Source organism: Lactobacillus sp. A27, assembly GCF_016742815.1.
GTDB lineage: Bacteria > Bacillota > Bacilli > Lactobacillales > Lactobacillaceae > Lactobacillus > Lactobacillus gallinarum.
On record NZ_JAEHNT010000061.1, the window covers coordinates 8151 to 24342 of the forward strand.

A 16192-nucleotide genomic window follows, 5' to 3' on the forward strand; every position below is an offset into this window, starting at 1 on the left:
TCCCACTTAGCAGATTTTTCTTGAATGTTTTTAATGAAGAATTTTTGAATAAAGCCGGGGATAGCAGTTGCAGCAACAAAAATTAAGGTTAGAATCCAAGAATTAAATAGACCCACTGCAATTGAGATTAAAAAGGCCATCGCTTCTGAGATAATCATTAATTCATTAGAAATCTTAAGGGATTCGATTTGCTTTAAATCGTTAGTCATCAAGTTTAGACCCTCTTTTTGAGAATCAGATTGTTGTTCTATTAAGTAACTGATGGTTTTGTCTTTGATTTCTACGTTGATATCTCGCACGATGTCATAACGAATATACCGGTAAGCAAAATTCGTAAACATGATTGCAATTAAGATTCCCGCCCCAATAAGGGCAATAGAAATTAATTGATTAAGAGAACCATGATGATATTGCGCACTATTCAACATAATTTTTGTGACATAGGCGATGACGACATTTCCGCAAGCACTGATAGCAGCTAGAAGAATATACAGTGCTAGTTTACCTTTGTTAGCAAATTTTAACGACATATTACCTTCTTTCTAGACCCCACCAAAGTGACCCACGTGATCGTTTTTACTTTGGTAAAAATAAATATAGCATATAAAACATGAAAATGAAATAAAAATTAAAGCTAATTTATTTATAATATTGTTTAAGGTTATCAAATAAATTCTTAGATAAAAGTGTTACTTGGAAGTTGTAAGGAGACAAAGGGGATAAATTATGACTTTATTGTCCGTAAACCATATTTCAAAAACATATCGAAAAACAAATAAAAAAGCCGTTTGCGATGTTTCTTTTAAATTAGATGCTGGTGATATTGTTGCTTTTCTTGGACCAAATGGTGCGGGAAAAACAACAACCTTAAAAATGATTCTTAATCTAGTGAGCCCTGACAACGGAAGTATATTTTTTGATGGAAAAGATGTTACTCGTAATAATTTGCTTCTTCTAAAAAATGCTGGGGTTTTACTAGAGGGATCTAGAAATATGTTTTGGGCTTTATCTCCAATGGAAAATTTTGTTTATTGGGGTGGCCAGCGCGGACTTAACAGAGAAGAAGCAAAAAAAAGAGGAGAAGACTTACTAAAGACATTTGGTCTATTGGATAAAAAACATACCTCAATTACTATGTTAAGTCGCGGTATGCAACAAATTGTTGGGATTTGTTGTGCTATGATTGCAAAACCAAAATTTCTAATTTTAGATGAGCCAACTTTAGGCTTGGACATTAATGCGACCCAAACAATGATTAAAAGCTTAAGAATATTATCTAAAAGCGGAGTAGGAATTTTGATTACGACTCACCAACTGGACTTTGCGCAGGAAGTAGCTAACAAAATTTTGCTAATTAAGCAGGGGGAACTTGTCTTTTCAGATAACGTAAAAGATAGTTTGGAAAAATTAAATAAGAGAACTGTTTTTGAAGTTTCTTTTTCTAGAACTCTTACTGCTAAAGAAACGGAAAAATTACTAACTCATTGTGAAGATTTGGAAGAAAGGAATAAAGTATATCGCATCAGTAATGGAGAAAAGACAAAATTATCTGAAATGCTTAAAATCTTGAGTGAATAGCCTGTGGTTAAAGTAAAGACTGTAACCACAGGCTTAGATGAAATATTTAAATATTATGTAGGGAGGAAAGAATGATGACTAGTTTCAAAGCAGAACTTTGGAGACAGTTTTATTTATATAAAAGATACTCTTTTAATTACATTTCTGACTTCTTCTTATTGATTCTAATGTTTATGGCTATTTTTTGGGGAGGAAGCCTTGTAGGTGGAGGTGTACTAGGTAAGTCATTAAATGCATTAGTAGTTGGTTATGTTTTATGGAGTTTGATTCAAAATACCATTAGTCAAATGGGAACCACTGTAATGAATAATGCGAAAAGTGGTATTTTAGAGCAACAATATCTAATGCCAATTTCTACTAAAAGGCTATTTTTAAACAAAAGTATTGTCAATATGCTTATGTCATTTGTACAAGCAATTTTGATTTTGATAGTAGTTATGTTTTTTACTAATCATTGGATAAAATTTCCGACAGTGATGGTTATTCCATTTTTATTATCACTTGTTGTAACTGTAGGGTTGGGATATCTAATAGTTAGTTTAGTACTACGCTTTAAAAGAATAGGAAGTACATTAATAATTTTTCAGTATATTTATTTGGGTGTCTTGTTAATTAATTTTGAAAATTATAATGGCATTACTAAGTATCTTTCCTGTCTTTTGCCAATTTGTCCAATGGTTAGCTGGATGAGACTAGCTATAAATAATAGAGTATATAATATAGCTTTTTATTTTAGTGGTTCATTGGTTAATGCAGTTTTATGGTTGTTAATTGGACTTCTTGTTTTTAACTTAACAGATAGATTTGTAAAGAAAAATGGAACTTTATCTTTGTACTGATAACTAAGCAAATTTATATTAGTCATGTCGTGAATGATGATCTTTTTACAGAAAGTTGATGTTATAATTACCTCGAAGCAATTTAGTTTTAAAATATCTGACAAAATATATAAACTTGAATTAGGAATAGATAAATGAAACAGAAAAACAAATTACTTCTTGGTTACGCAATCTCAGGATTAGGTGATCAGTTCTACACTTTTGCAATACCATTATTGATGCTTTCAAGATCACATTCCGCAGTAGTGATGGGGCTTTTAACTGCAATGGAGTATTTACCAACAGCTTTATTTGGCTTAATTATCGGCTCATTTTTTGATCGCTATTCTCGCAAAAAGATGATGCTCGCATCATTATCTATGCAGGTAATACTTATTTTGCTTGTGCCCGTGTTAATTAATAAGTCATTTTCCATTTGGCTAATCTTATTGTTAATTTTTGGCTTAGGGACTTTTGATTTAATTTCATGGACCGGATACCAAGTATTTATCGCAGAATCTGTTACAACAGAGGAACTACCTAGTGTTTCCGGACTGATGGGATTGATCTCATCTGTTCAAAAGACTTTTGGGCCGGGAATTGCGGCGGTCGTCATCAATTTAATTCACTATGTTGGTGGATTTATCCTTGATGCGCTAAGTTTTCTTTATTTAGCATTTGCCATTAAGGATTATCGTCCTTTGAAGAAGGAGAAGGTCGGTCCAAAGAAGAGTTTGAAAGCAACAAGCCAAGAGGGATTTAAGTTCCTACTTGTCCATCATGATATTAGGTGGTTAATCATCAGCTTTTTTGCCGCAAATGTTGGGTTTCAGGCAGTGGTGCCAATGCTGACATTTATCTTGAAACAGACGATGCATGTTTCAATCAGCTGGATTAGTATTTTCTTCACCATTTCCTCTGTAGCCAGCATTTTGGGCAACTTTGTTTATTTGCGTTTTGGCAAAAAACTTAAGTTGGGGATGCAATTAATTACGATCGGTTTGTTGATTACTCTTGGCTTTGCAGTGATGCTAGAACTTAGTTCTTTTATAGCTGTAGCCATCGGCTATGCAGTCGTTTCGTTTGGTAGTGTTTGGGCACAAGCTAATTTCTTCACCATTATTCAAGCTAAAACACCTGATGAATATAAGGGTGTTATTACTTCGACTTCAACTACACTAACTAGAATAACAGGGCCATTAATGGCGCTAGTCAGTGGATTTTTAGTAAAAATTGAACCACACCTGATCTTTATTGTTGCGATTATTTGTTTAGCTGCCTCAGTTGTAGTGTCTGTAACTAGTGGTTTGAGTCGATTGGGAAAGTTGGATAGTTTGAAGTAAAGAAGTGAATAGCTATCAGATTTGTAGTAGAGGCAAGAAACTTGAGGAATAAAGAACAGATTATTAGAGCTTATTTTAAATCTTGGATTAAACAGGATATTTCTGTTATAAAAAATAATTTTGCTGAAAATATAATTTACAGTGAATGCTATGGTCCAATTTATCGTAATAAAAGTGAAGTATTAAAGTGGTTCAAAGATTGTAATCAAAATGGTAAAGTGCTTTTATGGAATATTAAACAAATTATTCTTGCTCAAAGTAAGGCTGTTGTTGAATGGCATTTTAAATGTAATGATCAGTCTAAGATTAATGAATTTGATGTGGTCTCTTTGATTACATTTAATAAACAAAATCAAATTATTGAAGTTAAAGAATTTAAATCAGATTCCAAACATTATTTTCCATATAGTTAAGTAAGATAGAAAATAAATTAGTAAGTGAGTTAAGATAGAGAAAAAACATGCAATCTATGACCTAGCCGAGGCTATAATATTAGTAATTTACCTATTGCTAGATATTTTTTGGCACCCTAGCACAAATGGCGGTAGAGTGTTTATGATGATTTTCGGAATCATAGTACTTGTATGGTCTATTATAATTATTGTGCAGAGTGTAAGACATTGGAAAGAAACGAAAAAATTATAATGTGTATAGTATAAAGTGTCTGGGAAATAACTAAATCTCAGACACTTTTATTTACTCAAAAAATTAATAGCTATCATTTTTGATTTAAACAAGTTTTATAACTTGTTTTTTTCTTGCTCAATAAATTTTTCTATACTCTTACCAAAATCTTCCATCCCTGTTAACTGATAACTTTCTGCAATTTTCTGACAATAATCAATGTACTTTTCATCTTTGTGGAAGTGATAAGCTATCAAATATTTATGGACAGCTATACTGCTTTTAATTAGATATAATTCGGGAATTTGCGGCATTTTTTCAACTATTTCAATGTAACAATCAAGACCATCATATTGATTATTAGACATCGAATTGCTGATAAAATTATTGATAATTGCACTTACGGCCACCATTATCTTGTTATCAACTGTATTTGAAGTTTCTTTAATTATTTGCTTAACAATGGCTCTATTAGCATCTAGATCATAGAAATCCATGAAATCACAATAGAGCTGCAATTTTAGTTCAGTAAAATTAGGAATGTCGAAGATCCTTTCCCGCAACTTTTTCTGTAATTCTAGGTTAGGCTGATAGTCATCCTCATAATTAATTCTCAGAGTTTCGATCATTCCTTCGACTTCTAAAGCATCTTGATCCTTTTTATCTTGAGGCAGGTCACTGTCTTTAATTGATTGAACGATCTTTTTTAGAGTAGGGATATCATGGTGATAGACAGCGGTAGTGGCCGTATGTCCCCAATTTTCTTCTTGTTCGTGGATTAGGTCACGTTCATTTTCTAAACGCTTGAAAAAGTCACTACTATCAATGTGATTGCGGTGCAACAGTGCTAGCAAATCTTCTGCAGTAATTCTATGCTTATTCTTTTCTACCTTGGCATAGTAAGAAGTACTGATAATGTTGCCAACCCATTCTTTCTGTGTTTTTGATTTCGCTAGTCTTTCTTCTTTAAGTAACTCACCGATCGTCATAATGTCACCTCAAAATGTCAAATACGCCACTTTTAAAAATTAATCTCTTTTTCACTTTATTATAATTGCAACAACAAATGAGACAAAGAAAAAGGGGTTAAACATTATGAATGTATTTTTGAAAAATAAGGATTACAGAAGATTTTCAGTTGCCAGTTTTTTATCTACTGCTGGGGATGTATTCTTTTACTTAGCATTCATGACTTACGCAAGTAAATTGCACAACTATTCATTGGCTTTATCATTGATCGCTATTTCAGAATCTATTCCAAGACTATTTGATATTTTTGGAGGTTTCTTAGCTGATAAAACTAGAAATAAGTTCAAAAGCATCTTCTTAATGGCCGTAGTTCGATTTGTTCTTTACGGTATAGTAGGCTTGCTCTTTGTCAGCAATGTTTCTCAATGGAATTTAGTTATTATAGTTGTCATTATTAATTTTTTATCTGATACGTTTGGTGCTTACTCTACTGGATTGATCGCTCCATTAATTGTCGACATTGTCGGAAAAGAAGAATTTGGTGAAGCTGAAGGTTTTACCAACGGCGTGAGTGAAGTAATCAATACTATTGCACAATTTGTCGGTTCAGGGTTGTTGCTTTTCTTGTCCTTTGCTAACTTGGCTTTCATTAATGCTATTACTTTCATGGTAGCTGGACTTCTATTTTTAAGTGTTGGTTTAAAGCATAGAAAAGATCAAAAGCCACTTGAAGCACAAGAAGTTAATGATCAGAAGTTTTTCGCCACCATGAAGTCATCATACAAACAAATGAAGAAGGCACAAGGTTTGTTAACTGTTATCTTCGTGATTGCTTTGCTTAATGGTATTTTAACTGCTCTTGGATCATTAATTCCAATTATGATTGCAGGAAATAAATCTACAATGATCATCACTAGCTACAGCTTTACTATTGCTGTAATGGGTGTAGTGGTAAGTGTTGGCGCTATTTTAGGCAGTATGTTTGGACCACAATTATTCAAAAAAGCTTTAGTATTTACCATCACTATTCTTGCTATTATTTTGAGTTTTGCTACGACCGTTGCGACTATATTGGCTAATATCTATGCCGTTTTAGCTGTTTACTTCTTGTTAGTAGCAACTGCAAGTATTGCCTCAATTAAGATGCAACAATGGTTAGTTAACACAATTGAACATAAGATTTTAGCTTCATCTGTTGGTTTATTGAATACTATCTTGATGGCTGTAGCACCAATTTTTACTACAATTATGACTTCAATATCTGGTTTTGTTAGTGTAAAATACGCATTATTTACTTTGATTGCAATTGAAGTTATTATCTTGTTCGTTGCCATCAAGATGGGGATAAAAAACAAAGTCAAAGCAGAAATCAATACAGTACAATAACTGTTTCTAATACAACAGAAGAAGTACAGTTTAGATATTTGTAATTTGTTCTTTCCCACTTGATTTTCATTTCGGGGGGGTAAAATGAAGGTGTAAAAAATATACGTAACAATCCAATAATTTTAAGAATTGGAGTGAATTTTTATGAAACTAAATAAACTCGCATTAATTTCTACAGCTGCCTTAATGGGAATCGCACCTCTTATGAGTGCCACAACTAGTGCTCACACAGTACAAGCTGCAACAAACAGGGCGGTAATGCATACTGCTATCGCTTACGACAAGAATGGTAATAGTACTGGTAAGAAATACTACTCCTATCAATATGTAACAGTAGAAAGCAATCCTGTTAAAATAGACGGTACACTTTACTACAAGGTAAGCGGCAAAGATCAATATTTAAAAGCTACTAATATTGACGGTGTAACTCGGAAAATCACTCATAATGCCTATATCTATAAGTCTTCAAATGGCAGAACCTCTTACATGAATCGTTGGAAGCTCTATAAGGGCGAAACAGTCACTACTTATGGTGGTTCTTACAAGTTCAAGAATGGTAAGCGTTACTTCCGCATCGCTGGACCAAGAAAACAATATATTAAGTCATACAATTTGGGACCTGTTATTAAAGTAAATACTGTTCAAGGACCAACAACGGTTACTACTAACACCAAGCCAACCACTAATACTAACAATACGTCTTCAAATAGTGTTCCACCAATGAGTAAGGATGAAACAACAGTAACCGTATTACGGAACGGTATCCCTCTTCTCGTTGAAGTACCTGGTAAAGACAAAGTTCAACCTTCCGGCAAATATGCAAAGAATGGTGAAAAGTTTACGGTAGACTACTTAGAACAAGGCATTCGAGCAGGTACTGGTGAGGACGGCGATGATGATTGGGAACAAGCAATTTACCACATTAAAGGTACTGATTACTGGATTCTTAATTTATTTGTCAATGCTGCCAAAAAGATGCCAGTTCATAACTATACTTTAGCAAATAGGTATTCACTCATTAGATTTACCAAGGCCACAGATCTATATAATACAAATGGGACTCCTCAAAATATAAAGCTTGCAAAGAATTCTGAAGAGTGGAAAGTAGATAAGTTATTATATATTTGGGTACCAAGTGAAAATAAAGCAGAAGAATTTTATCATTTAGCACCAGTCCGTTATTGGCAAAATGTAATACGTTTATCAAATAACGGTCAATACACAAAAGATTATATGCCACTCAAAGCTGACAATTATGTCAAAGCCAGCGATGTTAAATTTGTTGAAAATAGTGTTAAAATCACTCCATCTAACACTCCAGAAGAAGCACAAGCTGCTGCCTTGAAGAAATAAGATATAAAAATAAGAACTCCGTCTACATGATGTAGATGGAGTTCTTTCTAACCTTTATTTTATTAACTCAAAAGAAAAAGTACGTATCATTTGTAAATGCTTACATGGGGGGTAAATTAAAGGTAGAAAATAAAGAAGTACATAGCAGGGAGCGTGAGTTAAGATGAGAGAGAAACCTGAATTATATAGAATAATTTGGGCTGTAATAACTTTGATCTGGTTAGCACTAGATTTGTTTTGGCATAGCCAAGCAGTAGGTGCAAAGATATTCATGATGATTTACACCTTAGTATTAGTCATTTGGGATATTATCATCATTGTGCAAAGCCGCAAACATAGAAAGAATAATAGCTGATTTCAAGCATTCATTAGCAAGTCTGATGAATGCTTTTTTACATTTACTATTTCTTTACCTTAGTGAAATCATACTTTCTATACTTAAGCGCAACACTTTTATCTTTGAAAATCGCACCGTTGACGACACTAGGATCGGTCCCGTAGCTTAAGAAGAGACAATCATGATTCTTAAATTGACCAGGCTGATAATCCAAGTTCACCAGATCCAAGAAGCCGCGCACTTTTAACGAATTACCTTGAGTATCAATTAGAACAATATTGCCAGAGTATTTTTTATTTTGTTTTTCAGAGTGACGATTCAATTTTAAATTTGGATCGATTTTCTGATAAGTGACATTGCCGTTAACCGTATGCTCAGTAATCACGAGTTTTCTAGCCTTTTTAGAATAAGGATCGCCGCGATACCAGGTACCACGGTACTGGCTAGGTACAGTCGCAAGTTTAAAGCCCTTATATTTTTTATGAATATTAATGCGAGGAGCTTCACTAGATGATTTAGTCTCATGACGTACAATTTTTGAACTACTTGATGATTGTGAACTTGAATTTGATTTTGCTGTTTGCTTATTGCATCCCGTCAATAGCGCAGCGGCCATTACACTGATTAAAACAATCGCTTTTTTCATATTTATTCTCTTTTCTTAAATTTAATCTCAATTATACAATATCTTTGAACAAAATAAAAAGCGGCTTAGTTTGCCGCTTCTTTTGCAAATAGCATGTTGATCCCACCAATGAGGACGAATACTGCGCAAAGAATAATTAAAATCTGATCGCCTGAATGATCGAGCATGATCCCAGCAACTACGGAGCTGATTGGACCACCAATTGAAGTACTAGTACGAATCGCGGTTAGGACACGTCCTAAATAAGCATCTTCCGTAGTAATCTGAATCATTGATTCTGACAGAATATTTTGAAAACTAGTCAAAAAAACAAACAGGGTGATTAGAATACTTAAAGCCAGCTAATTGGAGAGAAAGAAAATCATAATCAGTAAAGGAATAGTACAAAGCATCCAGGTGTAGGAGATCGTCTTAACTTTAGGAGTTAGTTTGCCCGAGATGAGTGCTCCTAAGAGAAAGCCACCGACAAAGCAAAGATAGAATGTACTATAAAGTCCAAGCTTATCGGCTAGTTTAGGTAAGAGAATAATTAACGCTGGTGAAACGAAGGAATAGCAGATAGATGACCAAAAGTAGTATTTAAGAAATCTATTTTGGCGAATATACTTTAAGCCGTTGAACACTTTTGCGCGATAATTGTTAGTTTCATTATCAGTATCGTTTGCTTGAGGTTTAGTCGATGGAATTTTTCTTAACGCAATGTACAGGAAGAAGATACTAATCAGACTTAAGCAGCTACAAACCAGCATCGATTGGCCAGTGATTAAAAGACTCAATAAAACACCTGAAAGGGCAGTACCAGCGATATTCACAACTTGATCAATCATACTCAACTTTGAAATTAAGCTGTTTAAATCTTTTTTAGAAGGGACGCTTTCTTTAAGGATTGCACGATCGGCCAGACTGAAGAATTCATCGCACATGGACATAATAGTAGAGATTAAAATGGTCAAAACTATGTCGTGACTCAGCCAGAACATCACTGCCGTTAAAAGGAATAACAAGATAGTTTGAACTAATAGGGATGTTTGACTGGTTCTCTTGAAGGAATGCTTATCAATAATTGGACCGTAAAAATTGATAAGGCAGCGGTAATTGAGAAAATCGCGTTAGTCAAGCCGACTAAAGATGATTTGCCGGTTTGGGTTTGCAGCCACCAGATGATGATCATGCCAAAGAGAGAATTGGATAAAAACATGGTGGCTCGGAATAATAGGTAAGTTTTCTTTTCTAACATTCACAACAACTCCAATTAGATATATGTATTGCGGTTAGTATGCCATAATTTTTATTATATTAAGAAAAAGTTGAAAAAAGTAAAGCTCTTACTCGTAAATGTAAGTATTGAAACTTTCATTCTTTTTATAATTAAATTTATCAAGTAATTCACTAGCCGCCCAATCGGTATCGTCGGCTTCAAAAAATGTAGTGAAATATTTTTTGAAGATTTTAATTAACAAATTATCTATAAAGGATGAACAACTTGTAGGATCAACTGAGCATAGATAAGCAATTACATTGTTTTCTGTAAAAGCAACATTGTTGAGTCGCCCCTGTTTATCCAAACTATAATATCCAGTTTTTGTCGGAACTTCAGTAATGAATTCATTCTTACTAGCGGTAAGAGGTGAGACTAATTCATGAGTAGTTTTGTAATATTTATAAAGAAAATCGCAACATTTTGAATAGATAGGATCTTTTACATCAAAAGGCAGTACTTTAAACTGGGTTCTTAAGGGATGCTTTAAGTCAGTAGCACTCATTTTAGCCTCAAAGCAATATCTTTTACATTTGAAACCATTTTTTAGCATAAAATCTACGAGTTTAGTGTGGCTAGATTCAATCATGACTTGTAGTGGCTTTTGTTCTTGCTTCCTAATTTCTAGAAATGGTGAAGTGGTTGGAATTTTAATTAAGTTAAACTTCAAGTATATACAAGAGTCATGAAAAAGATTGCGGTAAGTAGAAATGGTACCTAAAGATTGATTGTTTTCAAATAGTTCATATGTTTGAGGATTAATTTTTCTAAGTTTCATTTTCGCATTCACCATAAGTGTATAAAAGTAAAAAAAGCCACTGTTGCGGCTTTTCTTTATTTCTCCGAAGTTCTAAGTAAACAAATGATGTTGATTATACTGCCTAGCACCCAAACTGCAAAAAGCGTTAAAGAGATAGTTAATACGATTTGTGAATTGGCAGAGTTAGTGTTTTTCAAGTAGGTAGATATAATCATTGAAATAATGCTTGCTCCAATAGTCACATAATCTAAGATTGAAAAAGTTTGATATGCTGCGACAACTTTTACTTGATGATCTTCAGCAGATTCTGGCTCATCTTTTGATGGTTTTAGCAATGCTTTTAAATAAGCAATAGTGCCGATAAAGCAAATTAGAGCAAAAATTAGTGCGACAAACATAACTTTTTGATCACCATTATTGAAGGCCATCCACGCTGTCGCAGCACAAAATGAACCAACTAGTAAAGTTAAAACTATCAGAAGTAGCTGAATAAACTTAGTTGTTTTTCTCATTTCGATTTCCTCATTTCAACAATTTAGCATGTTGCTTAAAATTATATATGATAGAATTAAAAAAACAATCTATTTCTTATAATAAATTAATGAAAGAGGTGCATTTGGTTTTGACAGAAGTCATGATTAGAAAATATAAAGCAGAAGACTTTGATGAACTTGCTAAAGTCATGGATGAAGGACGAATGCAGGAACTTGAAGCAGAAGGGATGGAACAAGTTTTTATTTCGTTAAAAGATGCACCATATCTCAAGTATTTTTTGTCCTGTGATATTTACGTTGCTGAAAAAGATGAGCAAGTAGTTGGATTTGTCGGTCTTGGACGACGCCGTTTAGATTTCTTGTATGTTTTGCCAGGGATGCAGGGAAAAGGCATTGGTTCCGCATTGATGAAGACCGCTCTGGCGAAGCTGCCGCGACCAGTAAGATTAGCCGTGTTTGCTGATAATGAACGCGCCAAGAATTTGTATCAGAAATTTGGCTTTAAGGTAACCGAAACAAGGACTGAGAAATGGTCTGATGAATTTCCAATCGTTTTTTCTGAGGACACGATGGAATTGGAATAATTAAGATGAATACAATTGTAAAAAATATTTTTAAAGCAATAGGAATTTGGTGCACTTGCATTATGCTGTACTTTGTTTTTTCATTGTGGACGCACGTGCGATTACATACTATTGAGCTAATTTTTGGTATAAAAATGAACTTGATGGTAAATAATGGAGTCTCGTTGACGATAACCAATAATTCCTGGTTCTGGCTACTAAGTTTAGTTATTTGGATTGCAATTTATGTAAAGGTTAAAGCATTTTTTACTAAAGGAGAAGAGAATGAAAGAGGTTAAAAATAGATTAGCTCCTGACTCTACTTGGCAGAAGATGTTTCAAGTAGCCAAAAAAGTACAGGGCTTCCATGAAATATCCGATCATATGGAAGCCGGTGGTGTGGCCGCTGCAGTATTGTCAGAATCGGGAAAGATTTATACCGGAGTGTGTGTTGACACAGCCTGTACTTTAGGCGTATGCGCTGAAAGAAATGCGCTATTTAATATGATTACTAATGGTGAAACTAAAATCTCACGTGTATTGGCGCTTATGTCTAATGGTAAAAATGGTGCGCCATGTGGTGCCTGCCGCGAATTCATGGTTCAGATGATGGAAAAAGATTATCAAAATGTTGAAGTGATGATGGACTATGAGAGCAATAAAGTAATGACATTAGGTGAGTTAACCCCAGAATGGTGGTTATGATTTGGAGGAATAAAGATGAATGAGAAACCTTTTATTTTAGGATTTGACAGTAACGAGCATGCAGTTCTTGAGCCTAATCACGATAAATTACCTTTTAAATTTCATGAAAAATTAGTGTATGCATTTGTACCAAAGGAAGATATCGATAGCTTCTTAAAACAAGTGCCGCATAAAATTTTAGGTAGCTTTGATTCTGTTTCTTTTCAACCAGATATCTATGAAATTGAAATAAATAATGAAAAATTAACACTATGTCAGGCACCACTGGGAGCTCCGGCTGCAACTCAATTATTAGATTGGCTAATTGCGTATGGAGTAAAACAAGTATTAGCTTTTGGCAATGCGGGGGCATTAATCGATTTACCAGAGAATGAGATGTTTTTACCAGTCAGGGCTATTAGAGGAGAAGGGACTTCTTTTTACTACCAAGAGCCAGGACAATTCATTGATATGAAGTCTGATTACCTTAATGAGATCGAAAAAATAATTACAGACATGAAATTAGACTGCGATGAAATAACTACTTGGACGACTGATGGTTTCTTTAGAGAAACTCCTGATAGAGTTAAGCAATTTCGAGAACTAGGTGCTGCGACAGTTGAAATGGAGTGCGCCGGAATGGCGGCCTGTGCCCAATTTAGAAATGTCGATTTTGCGCAAATTTTGTTTACTGCGGATACGCTTGCAGATATTGAAAATTATGATGAACGTGATTGGGGTAGCGATTCTCACAGTGCTGGATTGAAGATTTGTTCACAGATTTTAAGTAGGGTGTAACTATGGAAGATAAAGATTTATTAATTGAGTGGGCGAAAAGATTGCAAAGCTTGGCACAGGCTGGGCTAACTTACGGAAAAGATAACTTTGATTTAGAACGCTATCAAGAAATTCGCGATATTTCTGCGGAGATAATGGCGTATAAATCTGACTTGCCAATACAGAAAGTTAAAGATCTGTTTTGTAATGAAATTGGTTATCAAACTCCCAAGCTTGGGACACGAGCCGCCATTTTTAAGGATAATAAAATTCTTCTAGTTCAAGAAAATGATGGTAGCTGGTCTCTTCCAGGTGGTTGGTGTGAAGTTAATATGTCTGTTAAAGAAAACTGTATTAAGGAAGCCAAAGAAGAGTCTGGACTCGATATTGAAGTTGAAAGAGTTATCGGAATCTATGATCAAAATAAGCATAGTGAGGCCATTTACCCATACAATGTCGTTCACGTTTTCTTTCTTTGTAAACCACTCGGTGGTGAATTCAAGAAAAATATTGAGACAACTACTCGTAAGTATTTTGCTTATGATCAATTACCAGAAAATTTGAGTACAGATAGAAATTCGCTTGATGAAATTGAGGCTTGTTTTAAGGCATATAAAGATCCTGGTTTTCAAGTTGAGTGTGATTAGTCATAAAAAACGGAGAAGAGTTATTCCGCGTAGTTAAAATGGTAGTTATAATTTGGAGGGATAGAGATGAGTGAGAAACCTTTTATTTTAGATTTTGATAATGACCAACATGCAGTGCTTGAGCCAGAAGTTGAGCATTTACCTTTTAAATTTCATTCAAAATTATTGTATGCGTTTGTTCCAGCTTCTGATATTGAGAATTTCTTAAAATCTGTACCTCATAAGGTATTGGGAAAATATGACACAATATCTTTTCAACCTAATATTTATGAAATAGAAATTAATCATGAAAAGATGACTTTATGTCAAGCTCCTTTAGGGGCGGCAGCTGCTACGATGTTGCTTGATTGGCTAATTGCTTATGGGGTAAAGCAAGTTTTAGCCTTTGGCAATGCAGGTGCTATTAAAGAGTTACCAGAAAATGCTATGTTTTTGCCTGTGAAAGCAATTAGAGGTGAAGGTACCTCCTTTTACTATAAGGAACCAGGACAATTCATCGATATGAGATCTAATTATCTTAATGAAATTGGAAAAGTAATTACGGATATGAATTTGGACTACGATGAAATAACCACTTGGACAACAGATGGTTTCTTCAGAGAAACATCTAAAAAAGTTAAACAATTTCAAAAATTAGGAGCTGCGACGGTTGAGATGGAGTGTGCAGCAATAGCGGCGTGTGCACAATTTAGAAAAGTTGAATTTGCACAAATATTATTCACTGCAGATTCACTAGCTAATATTGAAAATTATGATTATCGCAATTGGGGACATGAATCGCATGCTGTAGGATTAGATGTTTGTTCGCAGATTTTGAGTAGGATTTAAGTGGCGAATGATGAACGTTAAGAAAAAGCAGAAATTTATAAAATGGTATAAATTTTCAACATCTCTTAATTCGACTATCATGGCAAAATTGAAGAGTGTAAAAATGGCTATACGATCTACGTGTATAATTTTGAGGATTTCGTGGATATTTTGAATCTGCTTGGTCAAATGGCAGCTCAATTTAATATAGGCTACGGATATGAAGAAGATCCTAATAAAATTACCGATTATCAAACTACGGTGATCGATTTTGATAAAAATTTTCAACAGCGATCAACACAGTATATTTAAGAAAGTGCATTGTATATGTTCCAAAATACGATTTCAATTCATCCCTGGTTAAATTTCCCACAAATTACCCAAAAATGTGATCTTGCGGAAGTAATAATGGAATTTTGTAAGCGAGAAAGTGCAAATATAAAAGATGGAGACATTTTGTGTATTGCTTCCAAAATAGTGTCTAAATCACAAGAACTATTCATAGATTTAAATACGATTCAACCATCTGAGCTAGCATTGAGAATACATCATAAGGTTTCTCGCAAAGATCCACGTATAATTCAACTCATTATTAATCAAACCGGAGATTTGGCTGGAAAAAGATTACAGATCTCTCATAATTTTATTGGTGGATGGCTACCTAATGGTCTATTTTTAACGAGTGCAGGAGTTGATAAGGTAGATGAAAATACAGCTATTATTTTGCCTAAAGATTGTGATGAAATTGCAGAGCAAATAGAAGAAAAACTTTATGAAAAAACAGGGAAAAGAGTTGCGATAGTAATTACAGACAGTGATGGCCGAATCGATAAGAAAGGTGCAACGCAGATTGCCGTTGGTCTTTATGGAATAAATGGTCTTCGAAAAACTCAGAGTGACAGAAAAACTAGTATTGAAACTATTTGTGATATGCTGGCTGCATCTGCCGGATTATTGATGGGACAAAGAGGCAATATGATTCCGATAGTGACTATCCGTGGATTTGAATATGAATTTGATAGGGATGCAACAATAAAAGATGCTGTTAATTAAGAAGGAGGTACTATGTCTTATGTCCAACTTAATCATTCTTAGAGGTAATTCGGGTAGTGGCAAAACTACTTTATCTAAGCAAATTCAAAAGAAAA

General features: G+C 34.2%; 20 protein-coding genes and 1 pseudogene. 13 read left to right on the forward strand and 8 right to left on the reverse strand.

The features are described 5' to 3' along the window. Nucleotides 1-530, reverse strand: a 530-nt coding sequence (locus tag JEM49_RS08005; RefSeq protein WP_201874575.1) for an ABC transporter ATP-binding protein, incomplete at its 3' end; no start/stop codon positions are given. A 196-nt stretch (nucleotides 531-726) separates the two neighbouring features. Between JEM49_RS08005 and JEM49_RS08010 the strand changes: the two are divergent. From JEM49_RS08010 to JEM49_RS08025, 4 genes and pseudogenes are all read left to right on the forward strand, one after another. Continuing rightward, nucleotides 727-1653: pseudogene (locus JEM49_RS08010) on the forward strand (ABC transporter ATP-binding protein). Further along, entirely contained in the window at nucleotides 1653-2417 is a 765-nt protein-coding gene (locus tag JEM49_RS08015) for an ABC transporter permease (protein ID WP_201874596.1), read from the forward strand. Before JEM49_RS08010 ends, JEM49_RS08015 begins: the two are co-directional and overlap by 1 nt. Before the next feature lie 134 nt (nucleotides 2418-2551). After that, complete coding sequence (locus tag JEM49_RS08020) at nucleotides 2552-3739, forward strand: MFS transporter (RefSeq protein WP_201874578.1); 1188 nt, start codon at nucleotides 2552-2554, stop codon at nucleotides 3737-3739. 41 nt (nucleotides 3740-3780) lie between these two features. Next, a complete protein-coding gene (locus JEM49_RS08025) occupies nucleotides 3781-4152 on the forward strand; it encodes a nuclear transport factor 2 family protein (protein ID WP_201874579.1) in 372 nt (123 codons plus the stop codon). A 327-nt stretch (nucleotides 4153-4479) separates the two neighbouring features. Here the strand turns inward: JEM49_RS08025 and JEM49_RS08030 are convergent, their stop codons facing one another. Continuing rightward, nucleotides 4480-5352: a helix-turn-helix domain-containing protein gene (locus tag JEM49_RS08030; RefSeq protein WP_098036049.1), complete on the reverse strand. Its 873-nt coding sequence runs from the start codon at nucleotides 5350-5352 to the stop codon at nucleotides 4480-4482. 106 nt (nucleotides 5353-5458) lie between these two features. Here JEM49_RS08030 and JEM49_RS08035 point away from each other — a divergent pair, with 106 nt between their 5' ends. Together JEM49_RS08035 and JEM49_RS08040 are read left to right on the forward strand one after the other, a co-directional pair. Then, entirely contained in the window at nucleotides 5459-6718 is a 1260-nt protein-coding gene (locus JEM49_RS08035; RefSeq protein WP_201874581.1) for an MFS transporter, read from the forward strand. 144 nt (nucleotides 6719-6862) lie between these two features. Beyond that, on the forward strand, nucleotides 6863-8071 hold the full coding sequence (locus JEM49_RS08040) for an SLAP domain-containing protein (protein WP_089146041.1): 1209 nt from the start codon (nucleotides 6863-6865) through the stop codon (nucleotides 8069-8071). Between the two features lie 401 nt (nucleotides 8072-8472). On the opposite strand, the gene JEM49_RS08045 is transcribed toward JEM49_RS08040, so the two are convergent. From JEM49_RS08045 to JEM49_RS08060, 6 genes are all read right to left on the reverse strand, one after another. Next, a complete protein-coding gene (locus JEM49_RS08045; protein WP_089146042.1) occupies nucleotides 8473-9054 on the reverse strand; it encodes a hypothetical protein in 582 nt (193 codons plus the stop codon). A 65-nt stretch (nucleotides 9055-9119) separates the two neighbouring features. Next, the gene (locus JEM49_RS10570; protein WP_233186514.1) at nucleotides 9120-9359 is read right to left on the reverse strand and encodes an MFS transporter; all 240 of its coding nucleotides are present in this window, start codon (nucleotides 9357-9359) and stop codon (nucleotides 9120-9122) included. Between the two features lie 36 nt (nucleotides 9360-9395). Then, nucleotides 9396-10136 (reverse strand): MFS transporter, encoded by a 741-nt coding sequence (locus JEM49_RS10575; protein ID WP_342211674.1) that lies wholly within the window; start codon nucleotides 10134-10136, stop codon nucleotides 9396-9398. After that, entirely contained in the window at nucleotides 10070-10291 is a 222-nt protein-coding gene (locus JEM49_RS10580) for a hypothetical protein (RefSeq protein ID WP_242509809.1), read from the reverse strand. Before JEM49_RS10580 ends, JEM49_RS10575 begins: the two co-directional genes overlap by 67 nt. Nucleotides 10292-10379: 88 nt before the next feature. Next, the gene (locus JEM49_RS08055; RefSeq protein ID WP_201874583.1) at nucleotides 10380-11090 is read right to left on the reverse strand and encodes a GNAT family acetyltransferase; all 711 of its coding nucleotides are present in this window, start codon (nucleotides 11088-11090) and stop codon (nucleotides 10380-10382) included. Between the two features lie 56 nt (nucleotides 11091-11146). Further along, nucleotides 11147-11584, reverse strand: coding sequence for a hypothetical protein (locus tag JEM49_RS08060; RefSeq protein WP_201874586.1), 438 nt, complete (start codon nucleotides 11582-11584; stop codon nucleotides 11147-11149). An 89-nt stretch (nucleotides 11585-11673) separates the two neighbouring features. On the opposite strand from JEM49_RS08060, the gene JEM49_RS08065 reads away from it, so the two are divergent. From JEM49_RS08065 to JEM49_RS08095, 7 genes are all read left to right on the forward strand, one after another. Then, the gene (locus tag JEM49_RS08065) at nucleotides 11674-12150 is read left to right on the forward strand and encodes a GNAT family N-acetyltransferase (RefSeq protein WP_087236155.1); all 477 of its coding nucleotides are present in this window, start codon (nucleotides 11674-11676) and stop codon (nucleotides 12148-12150) included. 264 nt (nucleotides 12151-12414) lie between these two features. Continuing rightward, entirely contained in the window at nucleotides 12415-12834 is a 420-nt protein-coding gene (locus JEM49_RS08070; protein WP_201874588.1) for a cytidine deaminase family protein, read from the forward strand. A gap of 15 nt (nucleotides 12835-12849) precedes the next feature. Beyond that, on the forward strand, nucleotides 12850-13611 hold the full coding sequence (locus JEM49_RS08075) for a nucleoside phosphorylase (RefSeq protein ID WP_191335675.1): 762 nt from the start codon (nucleotides 12850-12852) through the stop codon (nucleotides 13609-13611). Between the two features lie 2 nt (nucleotides 13612-13613). Beyond that, complete coding sequence (locus JEM49_RS08080; protein WP_013641893.1) at nucleotides 13614-14237, forward strand: NUDIX hydrolase N-terminal domain-containing protein; 624 nt, start codon at nucleotides 13614-13616, stop codon at nucleotides 14235-14237. Nucleotides 14238-14303: 66 nt separating this feature from the next. Next, complete coding sequence (locus tag JEM49_RS08085) at nucleotides 14304-15065, forward strand: nucleoside phosphorylase (RefSeq protein ID WP_201874590.1); 762 nt, start codon at nucleotides 14304-14306, stop codon at nucleotides 15063-15065. 141 nt (nucleotides 15066-15206) lie between these two features. Beyond that, nucleotides 15207-15356: a hypothetical protein gene (locus JEM49_RS10585; RefSeq protein ID WP_239460809.1), complete on the forward strand. Its 150-nt coding sequence runs from the start codon at nucleotides 15207-15209 to the stop codon at nucleotides 15354-15356. 15 nt (nucleotides 15357-15371) lie between these two features. Further along, nucleotides 15372-16097 carry a coenzyme F420-0:L-glutamate ligase gene (locus JEM49_RS08095; protein WP_201874592.1) on the forward strand — a complete coding sequence of 242 codons (726 nt, stop codon included), beginning with the start codon at nucleotides 15372-15374 and terminating at the stop codon, nucleotides 16095-16097. Nucleotides 16098-16192: the final 95 nt, after the last annotated feature.

Bases quoted from the DNA above. Each gene is read 5' to 3' on its own strand.
- JEM49_RS08055 (WP_201874583.1), bottom strand. From the start codon at position 11,090: ATGAAACTTAGAAAAATTAATCCTCAAACATATGAACTATTTGAAAAC.
- JEM49_RS08085 (WP_201874590.1), top strand. From the start codon at position 14,304: ATGAGTGAGAAACCTTTTATTTTAGATTTTGATAATGACCAACATGCA.
- JEM49_RS08040 (WP_089146041.1), top strand. From the start codon at position 6,863: ATGAAACTAAATAAACTCGCATTAATTTCTACAGCTGCCTTAATGGGA.
- JEM49_RS08075 (WP_191335675.1), top strand. From the start codon at position 12,850: ATGAATGAGAAACCTTTTATTTTAGGATTTGACAGTAACGAGCATGCA.
- JEM49_RS08030 (WP_098036049.1), bottom strand. From the start codon at position 5,352: ATGACGATCGGTGAGTTACTTAAAGAAGAAAGACTAGCGAAATCAAAA.
- JEM49_RS08035 (WP_201874581.1), top strand. From the start codon at position 5,459: ATGAATGTATTTTTGAAAAATAAGGATTACAGAAGATTTTCAGTTGCC.
- JEM49_RS08070 (WP_201874588.1), top strand. From the start codon at position 12,415: ATGAAAGAGGTTAAAAATAGATTAGCTCCTGACTCTACTTGGCAGAAG.
- JEM49_RS08045 (WP_089146042.1), bottom strand. From the start codon at position 9,054: ATGAAAAAAGCGATTGTTTTAATCAGTGTAATGGCCGCTGCGCTATTG.
- JEM49_RS10580 (WP_242509809.1), bottom strand. From the start codon at position 10,291: ATGTTAGAAAAGAAAACTTACCTATTATTCCGAGCCACCATGTTTTTA.
- JEM49_RS08015 (WP_201874596.1), top strand. From the start codon at position 1,653: ATGACTAGTTTCAAAGCAGAACTTTGGAGACAGTTTTATTTATATAAA.
- JEM49_RS08065 (WP_087236155.1), top strand. From the start codon at position 11,674: ATGAAAGAGGTGCATTTGGTTTTGACAGAAGTCATGATTAGAAAATAT.
- JEM49_RS08095 (WP_201874592.1), top strand. From the start codon at position 15,372: ATGTTCCAAAATACGATTTCAATTCATCCCTGGTTAAATTTCCCACAA.
- JEM49_RS08020 (WP_201874578.1), top strand. From the start codon at position 2,552: ATGAAACAGAAAAACAAATTACTTCTTGGTTACGCAATCTCAGGATTA.
- JEM49_RS08080 (WP_013641893.1), top strand. From the start codon at position 13,614: ATGGAAGATAAAGATTTATTAATTGAGTGGGCGAAAAGATTGCAAAGC.
- JEM49_RS08060 (WP_201874586.1), bottom strand. From the start codon at position 11,584: ATGAGAAAAACAACTAAGTTTATTCAGCTACTTCTGATAGTTTTAACT.